The organism is Occallatibacter savannae (assembly GCF_003131205.1).
GTDB classification, from domain to species: Bacteria; Acidobacteriota; Terriglobia; order Terriglobales; family Acidobacteriaceae; genus Telmatobacter; species Telmatobacter savannae.
In genome coordinates this window covers 185498-200561 of sequence record NZ_QFFY01000003.1, presented here as the reverse complement: position 1 = coordinate 200561, position 15064 = coordinate 185498, and the positions used below count along the sequence as shown (strand labels likewise).

The 15064-nt window shown below is 58.9% G+C and carries 11 protein-coding genes; 4 read left to right on the top strand and 7 right to left on the bottom strand.

Annotated features, from left to right (window positions below):
- Positions 1-18: 18 nt before the first annotated feature.
- The 3 genes from DHV10_RS12605 to DHV10_RS12595 form a co-directional block, all read right to left on the bottom strand.
- Entirely contained in the window at positions 19-1407 is a 1389-nt protein-coding gene (locus DHV10_RS12605) for a thymidine phosphorylase (RefSeq protein WP_204101405.1), read from the bottom strand.
- 126 nt (positions 1408-1533) lie between these two features.
- Positions 1534-1962 (bottom strand): cytidine deaminase, encoded by a 429-nt coding sequence (gene cdd / locus DHV10_RS12600; RefSeq protein ID WP_109486733.1) that lies wholly within the window; start codon positions 1960-1962, stop codon positions 1534-1536.
- 523 nt (positions 1963-2485) lie between these two features.
- The gene (locus DHV10_RS12595) at positions 2486-2764 is read right to left on the bottom strand and encodes a hypothetical protein (RefSeq protein WP_109486732.1); all 279 of its coding nucleotides are present in this window, start codon (positions 2762-2764) and stop codon (positions 2486-2488) included.
- A gap of 264 nt (positions 2765-3028) precedes the next feature.
- Between DHV10_RS12595 and DHV10_RS12590 the strand changes: the two genes are divergently transcribed.
- From DHV10_RS12590 to DHV10_RS12575, 3 genes are all read left to right on the top strand, one after another.
- On the top strand, positions 3029-4099 hold the full coding sequence (locus DHV10_RS12590) for an Abi-alpha family protein (RefSeq protein ID WP_109486731.1): 1071 nt from the start codon (positions 3029-3031) through the stop codon (positions 4097-4099).
- Between the two features lie 866 nt (positions 4100-4965).
- On the top strand, positions 4966-5592 hold the full coding sequence (locus DHV10_RS27135) for a PilZ domain-containing protein (protein ID WP_162601480.1): 627 nt from the start codon (positions 4966-4968) through the stop codon (positions 5590-5592).
- A gap of 627 nt (positions 5593-6219) precedes the next feature.
- Positions 6220-7308 (top strand): hypothetical protein, encoded by a 1089-nt coding sequence (locus tag DHV10_RS12575; RefSeq protein ID WP_109486728.1) that lies wholly within the window; start codon positions 6220-6222, stop codon positions 7306-7308.
- Between the two features lie 7 nt (positions 7309-7315).
- On the opposite strand, the gene DHV10_RS12570 is transcribed toward DHV10_RS12575, so the two are convergent.
- The 3 genes from DHV10_RS12570 to DHV10_RS12560 form a co-directional block, all read right to left on the bottom strand.
- Positions 7316-10066, bottom strand: coding sequence for an AMP-binding protein (locus DHV10_RS12570; protein WP_109486727.1), 2751 nt, complete (start codon positions 10064-10066; stop codon positions 7316-7318).
- A gap of 383 nt (positions 10067-10449) precedes the next feature.
- A complete protein-coding gene (locus DHV10_RS12565) occupies positions 10450-10896 on the bottom strand; it encodes a hypothetical protein (RefSeq protein WP_109486726.1) in 447 nt (148 codons plus the stop codon).
- A gap of 295 nt (positions 10897-11191) precedes the next feature.
- Positions 11192-11905 (bottom strand): hypothetical protein, encoded by a 714-nt coding sequence (locus tag DHV10_RS12560; protein WP_109486725.1) that lies wholly within the window; start codon positions 11903-11905, stop codon positions 11192-11194.
- A 1124-nt stretch (positions 11906-13029) separates the two neighbouring features.
- Here DHV10_RS12560 and DHV10_RS12555 point away from each other — a divergent pair.
- Entirely contained in the window at positions 13030-14082 is a 1053-nt protein-coding gene (locus tag DHV10_RS12555) for a DUF2141 domain-containing protein (protein ID WP_162601479.1), read from the top strand.
- Between the two features lie 9 nt (positions 14083-14091).
- On the opposite strand, the gene DHV10_RS12550 is transcribed toward DHV10_RS12555, so the two are convergent.
- Complete coding sequence (locus DHV10_RS12550) at positions 14092-14979, bottom strand: metallophosphoesterase (RefSeq protein ID WP_109486723.1); 888 nt, start codon at positions 14977-14979, stop codon at positions 14092-14094.
- Positions 14980-15064: the final 85 nt, after the last annotated feature.

Here is a 15064-nt window from a genome sequence, read left to right as displayed (position 1 = left end):
TCAACTCAGCTATTTTCCCTACCTTACTGCATCGCGGAGGTAGCGCTCCGCGTTTTCCCGCGTGAAGATGAGGCTCACGAGCGGTACCTCTTCGGGAGCCTCATCGGAAATAGTCACGGCCCGCTTGATGCGTTCGCTCGGCTCCGCCAGCATCGTCTCGTCGCTCGCGAAAAGCGTTGCGAACGGCTGACCCGCTTCGACGTGAACTCCACGGCGCGCATGGAACTCCACTCCTGCATGCGGGTCCACCGGTTCTCCTGCCCTCAGGCGACCGGCGCCGAGCCGCTGCACGGCCCAGCCCAGTTCCATCGTGTCCATCTGCGACACGTAACCCGTCTTCCACGCCTTAAGCTCCAGTCTTGCCCCCGGTCTGTGGGAGCTTTGCAAATCTTCAAAGACCGTCACATCTCCGCCTTGCGCGCGAACCATCTCCTTGAAGACCCGCAGACCGCTTCCATTCGCAAGCGCCGCAGCCGCAGCCTCGTATCCCTGCTCAGCAGTCTCCGTCTTCCCGCCCAGGTGGATCATCCACCCTGCAAGCTGCAGCGACAACTCGCGCAGATCCGCATTGCTTCCGCCCGCCTCACCTTGCAGCAATTCCACACACTCGGCAATCTCAATCCAGTTGCCCGCAGTCCTGCCCAGCGGCTGGCTCATGTCTGTCATCAGCGCCACCGTGTGCGTCCCGGCGCTCTCCGCTGTCGCCACCATCAGCGCCGCAAGAAACTCCGCGTCCTCGCGCTTCCGCAGGAATGCGCCCGATCCCGTCTTCACATCCAGTACAAGCCCGCGCAGACCGGCTGCCAGCTTCTTGCTCAAAATCGATGCGCAAATCAGTCCAGGGTCTTCCACTGTCCCCGTCCGGTCGCGCAACGCATACAGAACCCGATCCGCCGGAACCAGCGTTGGGGTCTGGCTCACAATCGCGACTCCACACTGCTTCACCACCGTTTCGAATTCCGGAAGCGATAAGGCGGAACGAAAGCCCGGAATCGAGTCAAGCTTGTCGAGCGTGCCGCCTGTGTGGCCTAGCGCCCGCCCGCTGATCATCGGTACAGCCACTCCGCATGCAGCCGCCAGCGGTGCAACCAGAAAGCTCGTCTTATCCCCGACACCTCCGGTCGAGTGCTTATCCACCGCCGGCCTGCCTAGATGTGAAGAGTCGAGCTTCTCTCCCGAGTCGCGCATCGCGATCGCGAGCGCCCGCGTTTCTGCAATGGAGAGACCGTTCATCCAGGCCGCCATCAGCCACGCAGAAAGCTGTTCGATCGGTATCGATTCGTTCGCAGCGCCTTCCACGATGAACCCGATCTCGCGCTCATCCAGACCGCCACCATCCCGCATCTTCCGGATCAGGTCGACCATGTGCAGGGATGCAGCCGAACCTGCGTCTTCTCGTTCAGGCATGAAGCCCAACCTCTATTTCAGGTCAGGCATGAAGCCCAACCTCTATTTCTGGACTGTTGAGATTATCGCAACCGGTGAGACTCGTCTGTGAGCGCCATCCCGCAAGACCGGCGCCCGCGCAGCGGCTCAGCGCGCCTTGTCTTTCAACTGCATATCGAAGCCGAGGGGCAGAACCTCTTCGAAGCGCATTGTGGTCACCCCTGCCGCAGCTGGAAAGACGATCGCGGCATCCGCGCTCGCAAACTCCGCCAGCATCTGCCGGCAGGCGCCGCAAGGCGGGCTGGCCGCCTTGTTCAGGTTGGCAACAGCAACCGCAACGATCCGAATCTCAGGCCCAAACTCGCTCACCGCTCGCACCAGCGCCGCCCGCTCGGCGCAGATCGTCAACCCGAAGCTCACGTTCTCCACATTTGTCCCGGTCACGACCTGACCGTTTTCCAGCAACAGAGCAGCTCCCACCTTGAAATTTGAATACGGCGAGTAGGACTTCTCAGCAGCAAGCGTTGCTTGTCGCAGCAGTTCGTCGTTGCTTGTACGGGCAGGAGTCGCGTTCATGAGCCAAGTCTAATTCCACCGCACAAACCGGAGTTCGATGCCGCCGGCCTACAGCGTCTGCGTGAGAACTCCGGGCAAGCCGCAACTTCGAAAGCGCAAGACTTTGCAGTTTGCCGAAGAACTCAATAGGTTCCTGAAGAACTCAGCCCTGAGGAGCCCTGTATCAGGGCACGACTTTACAGCTTGCTGAAGAACTCGACCTTGAGGAGCCCTGTATCAGGGCACGACTTCACGGCTTGCTGTAAGAGTCCGAAACGGCCGGGTTTTGAAAGGGCACGACTTCAGTCGTGCCAGAACGCGCCGTTAGGCGCAAAGGTTGTTAGCCCCGCGCTTCAGCGCGGGGTTCGTAGATTAGGCAAACATGAGTCCCGTAGGGACGGTGTATGAGGGCACGACTGAAAGCCGCTTCGCCTGCCAGATCATCGCCGTAGCAAGAAGCGTCAGGGCACGACTTCAGTCGTGCCGAAAAGCCCTGCAAAACGCCCCCGGGCTTTAGCCCCTGAGGGATGCTTTCTACCCAGGCTTACAGCGTGTGAGTCGTCCGATGGATCATCACCAGGCCCGCGATGCAGAACCCCAGAACCATCGACGACACAACGAAGGCTCGCCGCAAAGGACTCGATGGATAGAACCTCCGATGGCTACGGAAGGTCACGACAATGTCCCGCTGCAGGTCAGGCGTATCCCAACCCGTAAGTCCCCGGCGGATCTCCGCCACCATGGCCACCTCGAGCAGGCAGCAGCAGACAGCGCTCAGGAGACTGCCCGCCGCGAATATCTCAGTGAGCAGGAGTATCGACACAGCACCTCGCAGCAAATTCGCCGTATGCTCCAACGATCGGTTCAACGGTCTTGGGTTATTTCTATTATCCAACGTACCCTATTCCGTCTACAGCCGAAAACTCCCGGTATGTACCCAAAGTAATGAGGGTCCCTCCCATAAACGTGGGATGTTCAGGAGTAAGATTGTCACTTGTACGGCGCCCCGCCGCCAGCCGCGGCCTGCGCTGATTCCTTATCGTCTTTATACTCCGTGACCGGCGCGGTTTGATCACCTGAGGGTCGTATGGCGAATTCCAATTCCCGCTTCGATGGACACTCAACCGGGCAGGACCGGCGCGCCGAAAGACGCAATGCGCCAGCGCTTGCTGCTTACCACTGGAAGGGACCCTACCCGCGGCTGAATTCGGTGAGAGACATCAGCTGCACGGGTGCATTCCTCCTCACCCAGGAACGCTGGGAGCCCGGCGAAGTCGTGTCACTCACCCTCCAGCGAAGCGGCCCTCCTGAAAAGGAGAACGCCTTCTCCGTCCAGGCCAAGGCTGTTCGTTGGGACAATGACGGAGTCGCGGTCTCTTTCCTGCTCCCTCCCGGCGCCGACCTCCGCCTGTGGCAGAGCCCGCTCAAGAGTGCCGAGTTACAAAACGAGCCGGAAGATATCCTGCGCGAGTTCCGTGTGGCGCAGACCATCTCCTTTCTAAGCCGCATCTCGCCGGAAACACGCGTCGCTGTGAGCCGTCTTCTCCATGAAGAACTGAGCAACTACCGTCTTGAAAATGCCATCGAGATTGCTCGCAAGGCCGAGAGAATGCTCGGGGCCGCCGTGGAAGAAGACCATCTTCGCGCTCTGCCCGAAATCGCAATGCGCATCCTGGAGGCCGGATCTTGGTCTTCCGACGACAAGTGGATGCTCCAGTTCTGGGCGGGCCTCCTCGCCGCCTCGTGCAGTTCTACCGGCGATGACCAGTCGATCGTCGCTTTTGTAGATCTTCTCAGCCAGCTGAAAATGCTCCACATGCGCATCCTGTCGGCTGCTGCCGCCAAATCCTCCAAAGTCTCTGGGGCCCAGGGCACTATGTATACCCGCCCACTCAAATGGAATGCGGCTGATCTGGTGCGCTTCTCCGGGTCCGCTGACCTCATCAAGCTCGACCGCGAACTCAATTACATGGCCGACATCGGGCTCATCGCGCCTCGAGAGAAGTCAGCATTTTTCCAGCAGATGACCGACACCACAATTGCGCTGACGAACCTGGGCCTTCAACTCTACGCCCGGTGCAATGGCCACCGCGGCACCGCCCAGAACTTCTACGGCGTTCCCATGACCCCTTCTGGTGCCCTCGCCCTCGAGAAGTAGAACGGCTATCGAATCCAGGGGCGAAGCTGTACCCTATCCGCCGGCGCCTCCTGCGATGAGCTGGCGTCGATCCGTCTCGAACTGTCTCAGCAATGGGGTTCACTCTAACCCGACGTCAAGAACCGTTCTCAACATCGACCCCCTAAACTGCAGATCCCAAAGGCAAAAAACACCGTAGCGAATTTGCAGTCTATTGCGCGCGTTTCGTCATACTTGAGATATATGCATCGCCCGCGCAAACATGACGGCTCCAGGAGAATCTCCTATGAATCTCGCCCCTTATCCCCTCGTTCTTTAGTCCCTCTGTCCCTACTCCCTCGTTGCCTTTGTCCCTCGGTGCCTCTGTCCCTCTGTCCCTTTGTCCCTGCTTCTAAGTCCTTTGTTATGACATAGATTGTGCATAAGTCCAATCCGGAGATACACTTGCGGCCGCTCTCCCGCTGTAAGTCCAACGAAACAATGCTGTTGTTTACAAGCAATATGGGGAGGGGGCGGGGGTAGTCATGTGTCAAGACATGTGACAAGGAACACGACATCTCGCTCCGCACCCGCCGCGTGCCCGGGTGCCCCATCCAAGCTCTGCTTGGGTGGGAGCGATACAGTCAACGAAGGCAAGGCTAGTAGCCAGAAGCCAGAAGCTAAAAGCCAGAAGCTAAAAGCTAAAAGCTAAAAGCTAAAAGCTAAAAGCTAATAGCTAACAGCTAATAGCTCCTGACATTTTTCACACGCACTGGTGATGCCGAACACAAACGTTAAATTTAACTCTCAATAGAATCCACGTAGTTGAAATAGCGATCGCGGGAAAGTTCATGCTTTGTCTTGCCGCGATGGCATTGCCGGATAGTTCGCAGATTCCGGAGGATTCTTTGAGTTCTTCCAGATCGTGGTTACGCCTGCCATTCATGTATCGTCCGCGCGCTGAACGTCGCGAATCCCCAGCGCTCGTGGCCGTCCACTGGGAAGGACGGACTGCTCACCAGAACCCCGTTGCGAACCTCAGCAGCAGTGGCGCCTATCTCGTCACCCGCGCACAGTGGAGTCCAGGACAGATCGTCTCCCTCACCTTTCAGAGAAAAGGCAGGCTGGAGGACGCGAGCCGGGGCCGGTATACCGTTCAGGCTAGAACCGTCCGCCGCGACAAAGATGGAGTGGCCATCGCGTACATGCTGCCAAGGGAGACAGAACTCAACCTCTGGGAACCAACCATCAAAGCCAGTGCGCCGCAAACGGAACCGGAAGATGTAGTCCGCGAATTTCGCACGGCCGCTGCCATCGCCTTCGTCAAGCGGCTCGCCCCGCAAGCCGCCGATCGGGCCAACTGGCTATTCCGTCGCGGTCTCAGCAGCCACAGGCTGGAGAGCGCTCTCGAAATCGCTCTGCATGCCGAGGAACTCCTCGCGCTCGCGCCCGGAGGCATGCGCCTCCAGGCAAACCCGGACTTCGTTCTGCGCGCTCTCGAGGAAGGGTCGTGGGCTGAAATCGATTGGATCTAGCATTACTGGTCCGGACTGCTGGTCAGCTATTGCAACGCTGCCCACGATGCCGCCGAGCCCGATTTCGAGCTCGCCGGCCTGCTCAGCCAACTCACCACGATTCAGGCGCGGATTTTTGCGAGCGCCTGCGACACAGCACCAAAGGAGCTGGATTCTTACGGACAAGTCCGTGCCGGCTCCCTCACGCGTTCTGCCGATGAACTCGCTCGAATCTCCGGCATTCACGACAGAGCTCATATCGAGCGGGACATACAGCACCTCTCATGGCTCGGCCTTCTGGAGCAGGGTATTAAGTGGAAGTTCTTCGCGCTGATCGATGAAGCGAATACAACTCCCACGCCTCTGGCACTCCGGCTGTATGCGCGATGTCACGCACACCGCGGAGACCCGTGCTCCTTCTACGGCCTCCAGCCCGCGATGGCAGCTCTGGCGGCCCGTTAACGCCGCCGGCCACGCAGATCGGCTTTGGGTACATCAGTCCAACAAAATTGGACGGAATCTGCTGCTGCCTAAGTAATTACCTCCCTGTTACGAAGAGGCAATTGTGGGAGTAGCATGCACTCAGGAACAATTCTCTGTCGGTTCAGCTGAAGCCTTGAGTTCCGCAACTGCCGCCAGGAGGGCAGGATGTCACTGAGGAGCTGGTTCGAGAAGAAGTTTGCTCATGAACACGAGATTCAGGCGCGTGCGGAACGGCGCGAAGTTCCCGGTCTAGAGGCGATCCACTGGACAGGCTCTTCTCCCGGGCTCGACATCGTCAAGAACATCAGCTCCACCGGAATGTATCTCGTGACCCGCGAGCGCTGGCCCGAAGGCGAGATCAATCCAGTCCGGCTCGTATACCCGGAACTCACCGACGACTCCGCGGAGAAGCAGGTCACCATTGAGACCCGCACCGTGCGCTGGGGAGAGGACGGCATGGGTCTCTCGTTCGTGCTGCCCGAGTGCATGGATTTGTGGCTATGGCAGGCAGGCGAGCGTGTAGAACCGGCAGATATTCTCAGCGAGTTCCGTCTTTCGCGCGCTCTTGCGTTTCTGCGCCGCATCTGTCCAGCAGCAACCCAGGAATTGAATCTGTTGTTCCGCGAAGGTCTGGGTAACATGCGTGTGCCGAACGCGATCGCAATCGCACATCGCGCCGAAATCATGCTGGCGGCCGAGGCTAACTTCCACCAGATGCATGCGCCTGCCAGTGTCGTGCTTCGCGTTGTCAAAGAAGGCTCCTGGGCCGAAGACACCGCGACGCAGAACTTGTGGGCCGGCATTCTTGCGACCGCGTGCACCATAGCGGGCGACGACGAATCGAACCTGCCGTACATGGATCTGCTCGCCGAGATGGCCACAGTCGATACGCGGCTCTATGTCGAGGCGTGTTCGAAAGCGCCGAAGGTGTTCGCCACCAATGGCGCTGTTTCTGCGAGTCCGCTGATGTGCACCGCCGACGAGATGATTCATCTGACCGGCACGAAGGATCTTTCCAAAATCGATCGCAACATTCTCCAGCTCTCGATTCTCGGCCTTCTAGAACCGCGCGAGAAGGCGAAGTACTTTTCGTTCGCCCAGACCGCGAATCTGACTCCGACGGCACTTGGCCTTGAGCTCTATGCACGATGCCAGGGTCATCGCGGCGCGCCGTTCGAGTTCTATTCAAGCCAGAAGACAAAATCCCCTGAGCCGAGCGAGCAGAAAGGACCAGCCGGAGATTTGCCGGCGTAGGCCGCTTTCATCCGTTGCTCTTCATAAGCTCTGCAACCGCGGAATGCAGCTTCTCTGTGATTTCTGCTTCGCTTTCGAGCGGTCCGAAGCGCATCGGCTGCCCGATCCGAACTTCCAGCTTTCCCGACCGGAACCATCCGCGCCCTTTCGCCTTCAACTCGCCCAGACCGTTTAACGCGACGGGCAGCACGGGAGCGTGTGCCTGCTTTACAAGCAGCCCGATGCCAGGGCGGAACGGCGCGAGTTCGCCTGCGGGAGAGCGCGTGCCCTCCGGAAAGATGAGCAAGTTGTAGCCGCGATCGAGCGCTTCACCCGCGTGTGCAAAGCTTCTCTGAAAATCGCGCCTGCGCGGCAACGGAAAGACGTTGTAGAGCGCGGTCACAAGCCAGTATGCTGCGGGACCGAAGAGCATGAATCTTCCGGTCTCTGGATTGCGAAAACGGCGGTAGTCCTGCAGCATCTCTCCGAGCATCGCGGCTGCAACTCTCCGGCGCATCGGGCCGGGCAAGCCGTATTCCACGAGCGCGCCATCGTACGCAGTGACGTGGTTGCAGATGATGAGCATCGGCTCGTGCGTGTTCAGATCGCGTGGCCTGGTGACGCGCGGACTGCCGAGAAACCAGACGAACGGCTGCGCAACGAGTTCAAGAAACACAGAGCGGATACCCTGCATCGGCTTCGACCACGGCCACTTCGGGTAGTGAAACGTTGTTCTCTCCGTAGCGCTTTGCGTTTCGACGATCGTGGCAGGTGCGGACTCTGAATTCTCAGCACGAGCCTCGGCCAGATTGCGTGCATCATCTGCGGCGCTGCCTTGCGCGGCTGTTGCGGCGCTAGCCTTTGGCCCTAAGTTGCCCGCTGCTTCGGCAGATTGCTCAGCGAGGGTTTCGCGCGATCGCGATGCGCCGAGCAGCGCACGAAGGTCGCCCAGAGTGCGCGCAGCGTCGACCGAACCCTCTTTTGGAGCGTCTGCCATTCGCTCGTCGAGGGCTGAGGCAAGCTGAACGCGTCCGAGGCTGTCGAGATGAAAGTCCTCGCTCAGACGCAACTCATCGTTGCCGACCGGATGCTCACCCGCGATCTCAGCGACCAGGGAGTAAAGCCAATCTCCTCTGAATGCAGACGAGCGGCCAGCATCATCACCAGATGCAACTTCTGAAGGCGCCGATTTGTTTGCGAGCCACTCCGCAACTACCTTTCGTCTCACCTTTCCCGTGGAGGTTCGGGGCAGATCGGGCTCAGGCCAGATCATCCAGCGCCGAACGCGCTGGTAATCTGCCAGCCTTGCATTGGCGCGATCGACTGCTTCTGCTGCTTTCTTCTCGTCTCCTCGTGTTGCCAGTACGGCGCATGGCTCCGGTCCTGCGGGGGTTTCGAGCGCCACGACCGCGCTCGCGGCAATCTCGGGTTGCGCTTCGAGAGCGGCTTCGAGATCTTCCGGATGCACATTCACGCCTGCTGCGGTGACGATGACTTCGCTTTTGCGACCCATGAAGCGCAACTCTCCGGTTGCCTGTTTCTCGGCCAAGTCACCGGTCGCGAGCCATTCATCTTCGCGCTGGCGTAGCTCTCCGCCGCTCCAGGTGGCGGTTGAGATCATCGGCCCTTTCACGAGGACTTCGCCGTCCGGTCCGATCTTCACTTCGCGGCCCGGCAGCGGCTTCCCGATTGTGCCGCTCGCGACGTGGAACGGATGATTGAGTGTAATGAGCGCTGTCGTCTCCGTCATTCCATAGCCCTGGACAACAACGAATCCCAGGCCGTTCCAGAACTGCTCGAGAGGTCCGGCCAGAGCGCCGCCGCCGGAGATCAACGCCCAGAACTTGAACCCAAGCTTGTGATGAACGTCTCGAAAGACCCACCAGCGCTTCCACGCTTTCATTCCTTTCGAAGCGGCGATCCGTTCCGCCAAGCCGCGGCCCGTGTTCTCGAGATGCGCCTTGATCAGCGCCATCACGCGCGGCACTGCGGCGAGCACGGAGATTCGCTCGTGCCTGATGGTCTCCACCAATCGGGGAGCGACGAGCCGCGTGTCGAAGTGGACTTCGGCTGCAAAGATGGGCGGTATCCACAGACCCATTGTCTGCCCGAAGACGTGACTCAGCGGAAGCGTGTGCAGGAAGCGCAGCGGATGCACGTACTTCTCGTAGCGCAGATACTTCTGTGCAGCCTGTTCGATCGGCCCGACGCTCGCCAGAACGTTGCCGTGGGTGTGAACGATGCCTTTCGGATCTCCGGTCGTTCCGGAGGTGAAGAGGATCTGGAGCGGAGTCTCGCGCGACAATCCATCTATCGGGCCAGCTTCGTGCCGGGGCAGGGAAGCATCCCAGTCCTCGAAACAGAGGGTGGGAATGCTCGTCCTCTGCTCGCGGCCGGACGCCTGATCTGTGATGTCCAGTTCGTCGTGAAGCTTCGTCATCAGGTTCGCGTCGCCAACGGCGAGCCTGGGCTTCACATCGGCGGCTATCCGTCGCGCGAAGTCGGCGCTTCCGAAGGCATCGAGCGGCACGGCGATGACGCCGCGCAGCATGCAGCCATAGAACGCTGCGACCCATTCGGCGCCGTTTTCAGCCCAGAGGAGGAGGCGATCGCCCTTGCCGATTCCGCGCTCCTCTAAAAAAGCCGCGAATCGACCAGCGAGCCGGGCCAACTCACCGTAGGTTGTCTCGCGCCGGCGAACACCCTGGTAGCGGACGATTGCGATGTCGCTGCCGTGTTTTCTGAAGTCCTGCAGCAGCGTGGCCAGGTGCTCGCGCAAGTATCGTTACTCCTGCTGAGAATCGTAGCAGTGCGAGAGTGGCTGGGAGGGTGTGCCCGTCAGCTGTTAGGTATTAGCCGTTAGCTTTTAGCTCTTAGCTGTTAGCTCTTAGCTTTTAGCTAATGCCTTCGCTGAGTGTTTCGTTCCCACCCAAGCAGAGCTTGGATGGGGCACCCGGCTTTCGTTGCCGCTCGTGGGTTCTGCCCGCTCATCGCATGATGACTCTGTGCGATGAACGGGCACAGCTCGGGACGAAAGAGCGAATTCAAACCATGTCTCCAGAGGTGAGAGCAATTCGGCAGTGCATCGTGTGGGGTACCCTCTCCCCACTTGTGGAAATAAAAACGAACCTGTTCTTTGTCATATTCCTCTGCAGGCGCGGCTTAGTTCCGGATCGACGGCGCTGCGTGACCTAAATTCCTGATCATCCTCGCAGCATCCTTGCGCGTTGAGGGTTCGGGCCTCGGCGCGGTTCGGGCCGAGAGGTCCGCCCCGCCGAGATCGGAATCGTCGAAGAAGGAGTCTGGTTCGTCGCACTCCTGTTCCAACTCGCCCATGATGCGCGTCGCCATCTTGAGAGCTCTGAGCAGGGTTTCCGCCTCGGAGCGTTTCATGCTGCCCTCGGCGAGGCGCTGAAGAACCTCATTGGTGGCGAAGAGGATCGAGTTCCTCGAATCGAGAACGGGAAGCTCAAACGAGGCGCTCGCTCGACGCGGTGCGCGCCGGATGGTTTCGCGCGGGGTGTGATGGTAGCAGAGAGCGGTACCGCGGACGGCGGGCGAGTTGCAGGTTGCGCCGGATTCGAGCGTGTGCGAGCAGGTCGTGAACATAGAAAGCTCCAAGGGACAAGAATCAGTTGCCAGTTGTCAGTTGCCAGTTGTCAGTTGCCAGTTACGAGTTGCCAGTTGCCAGTTGTCAGTTGTCAGTGATCAGTGATCAGAGAGCAAGAGAGCAGTGAACAGAGACCAAAGGCCATGGATCAGGCTTCGGTGCGTATCGAGATGGATCGGACTACAAGATCAGTGTGCGCTTTTCGGTGCAATTAACCTGCAAAACGACGAGGCAGAATTCTGCGAGCAAAATGAGGAGGTTACGGGCCGGCGGGCCTTTATTTCGCCGCCTCGCCTACCACCTTTGAATCGTCAGATTATCCAGGGTGACCTCAGCCGACCCGCTTCCGCTCGTCGCTCCATTGATCTGAACATTCACCAGCAGCGTTTGGCCCCAACCCAGCATGTAGGCTCCGAGCACGGTCATATTGATCGGACTCGACGCTCCGTCCACTGCGGCCGACTTGTACGTGATCCATCCCGTGTCGTTCCGCGAGTAGCTAAGCTGGATGTGGTGCCACTCGTTTTTGCCCCAGCTTTGCAGGTTGCAGGGCGCCGAGGTATGTGCCCACGTATTCCACGGACTCGTCGCAGAACCCTTGTTCACAGCGACGTCCCACGTGCCGCTCCACCCGTCGCACTGCATGCCGTAAATAACCGTCGCTCCAGTTCCGATCACCTGGTTCGTGTCGAGTTCCAGCGTCTTCAGGTTGTCGTCTCCATTCGGAATGAACACCCACGTGTCGAGAACGAAATTCGTAGCAGCTGCGTCGTCGCCAAACGAAAGGCTATAGCGTTGCCCGCCATAATACGAGTAGTTCATCGCAAACTTCCGCGCGGCTCCGGTGCGAGAGGGAGAACTGACCACCGCAGACCAGCCATTTGAGCTTCCAGGCGTTCCGCCATCATGCACGGACAGCCAGCCTCCAAATGTCTGCAGGCTGCTGACGTTCGAAGTGTTGGCCGGGACAGACGACGAATTGCCCACGATGATGGCTACGTCGGTCACGCAGACCGCTCCTGAAGCCCCCCCAGGCCTTCACATGCAGGGTATGTCCCCCCGCAGGCGCCCACACAGACGTCGTGATCGCAGGCGCCTGGAAGAACGTGTCGTTGGTGCTGTTATCGAGCGAGTAGCCGGTCGTGATGACTTGTTGCCCCGAGCACAGCGACGTGAATGCAGACAAACTGAAAGGAGATTGCACAGTGCTGCCGTTCGTAGGGGTGTTCACGACGACGCTTGCGAGAGATGGGATCGCCATCGAGACAAATAGGAGAATTGCGATGCAAATGTTCTGCGGGATTTTCATCAGTACCTTCTCGTAAGAATGGGTTACTCTTCGTTGCCGTTTCAGGTGCCTCACCCATCAGTGGGCCCAACGCGTTCGCTCTGTTGTTGTTTACGATCCCCGCTCGTCAGATTTCGGCTTCTGATGAGTCGCTGCTCCAATCGTCTTCTCGTCATCTGCGCTGAGAACTCTGCGTGTTCTCAGCGCGCGTGGTCGCCGGAGACAGGGATATCCTGTGCGGCTTGGTATTCCGCTTACGTTCCCATCAAATCGAGAACGCAGAAAGTGAGCTGTAAAGGGCTGTTCTGAGACACAAGGCGCGAAACGCCTGAGAATACTACCCAGCAACCTCTGGTTCAACTTAGCGGGTCCACCTAATCTTCCGGCTTTCCCCGCGCCACAGCCTGACACTCCTACGTCGAAACGAGCCATCTGATCGAACGGCTGTGCATCGACTCAAAAACTTCCAGGCTGAGGCAACCAATCGCTAAAAGCTTTCAAGAAATATTTCACGTTCAGAGCAGCCCAACAACCCCATTCCAGCAACAAAATTGCACAGGCGCGAGAAGGATCTTTGTAGCGAGAACTTCCTACGCAATTCCGGTAAGAATTACCCGGAAATCCATTGTTTGTAGGGGTTTGTAGAAGGTTTCAGTTCATAATCTGAGATCGATCGGCGCACACCGGTCCGCGGCAGCCGACCTCGCATCGGCTACAACGCGCGATCGCCGCACTCCGCTTCTCGCTTACTCCAAAAACGAGAGGCACTTCTCCGCGCCATCAACTCGCATCTGAGTAAGTAGCGGTTCTTTCCTACTCCAACCCGCTGGACGAGAGCATGTTCGTGAAAAAGGAATCCTTGCGTCGCACCCTCCTTGTATCTGCGTGTGCGGCCGTTGCCGTCTTGACGCCGAGCCTCCACGGCGCTACTTGCACAACTCAATCTCAGATGACTGCGGCACAGCGCTCGACCTTCATGGGCGAGGCTCGCACGATCGGTGCCATCGTGCAGAGCGGCGACACGCAGGCTCTGCGCGCAAAGATCCTGCCGGCCATTGCATCGGATTTCGATGGCATCGCCGCATCCGTCACGGCGCTGAAGCCGCAGATTCAGACGGCGACCATGACGGTCGATTCTGTTTACCTGCTTGATGCTTCAAAAGACGCGCCCGGCGCCGAACGCACGCAATTCTTCTGCGGTTCGCCAATCGTTGTCCTCACCTTCAACGGAATTCCTCCCGGCACTTACGCGCTTGCCATTCTGCACGCAACGGGTGTGAAAGACCCGCAGCAGATTGCTCTGATTCTGGCCAGCGCGCCAGGGAATCAATGGCAGCTTGCCGGCTTCTACGCCAAGCCGATGATTCACGCCGATCACGATGGAATTTGGTACTGGACCTCAGCGCGTAGATACGCCCAGATGAAAGATGATTGGACAGCGTGGCTTTACTACCACATCGCAGAAGCGCTCCTAAGTCCTGTGGACTTCCTCTCCAGCCCAAACCTGCAGAAGCTGCAGCAGGAAGCTCAGCAAGCCCATCCCAAGGACTTTCCTGCTGACAAATCGCAGACAAGCCTCAACACGCAGGGAGCTTCGTATAGCCTTAGTGCGGTCGATACGACGACCCAGTTCGGTGGACTCGATCTCGATGTCCACTACATTCCGAACCCGACGCAGACGGCGCAACTCAGAACCCCTACAGAGGCCCGCAAGCAGGTTACAGACATCATGACCGCGCTCCTCGCACAGCACCCCGGCCTCCGGCAGGCATTCCATGGCATGTGGGTCCACGCTGATCAAGGCGACTCCAGTGTCTTCGCGCTTGAACTGCCTATGGAACAGATCGCTCCGGGCACGCAGCCGCAGGCGCTCAACAACCCGCCTGCGACGCACTGATTCCGACCCTCAGACAGAACGAAGCGTGAAGATGGTGATCTCCGGTCTGCAGTCAAATCGGAACGGCACTCCGACGCTGCCGATGCCGCGGTTCACATATAGCTGCATCGCGCCGACTTGGAACATGCCTTCGACGTAGTTACGGCCGCCCGGCGGCAAATGAAGTGCGCCCACGAAGGGCAGCCGAATCTGTCCTCCATGCGTATGCCCGCTGAGTACAAGTGAAATCGCGCGCCCCGCGGGATGATCCCGCAACTCGTCAACGAAGTCTGGCGCATGACACATCAGGATGACAGGCTCGCCCGCCCGGTTTCGAATTGAAGCTGGAATCGCTAGGTCTGGATCAGGCCTCCCGCACACCGGATCGTCGAGCCCTGCGAGCCATACCCTTGCTCCGCCCCGTTCCAGCGGCAGATAGGAGTTTCTCAAAACGGATATACCGTTCGTCGTAAGTGCCTCACCGACGTGTTCCTCACCGGCCCAGACGTCATGATTGCCGAATATCGCGTAGCGCTGAGGGCACTGGATGCGGCTCAGCATGCTTCCGCATTGCCACGCCGCTTTCGCCGTCAGGTTCCGAGGAAGCACCTCGGCGCTCACGTAATCCCCTGTGAGCAGCACTACATCGGGCTTGGCACGATTAATTTCGTCAATTGATTCGCGCAGCAGGAATGGCTCGGTGAATTCGTCGAGGTGGATATCGCTCAGCTGAGCCACCTTGATGCCGTCGAAGGCCTCAGGTAATCCGCCGATCGCGACTTCCTTGTGGACGATTTCGAGCCAATGCCGTTCGAAAACTCCCGCATACAGCGCCAGGCCACCCGCGCCGAACATCGCTCCCTTCAGAAAGGAACGCCTTGAGACCTGCTGCGCTTCAGCAGTAATGGTTGAATCCATCTATGTTGTCGACCCTTTTAAGACTATTTCGATAATTCCGTAAGCGAGCTGATGAGAATTGCTTCAATCGCGCCTATTCTTATGA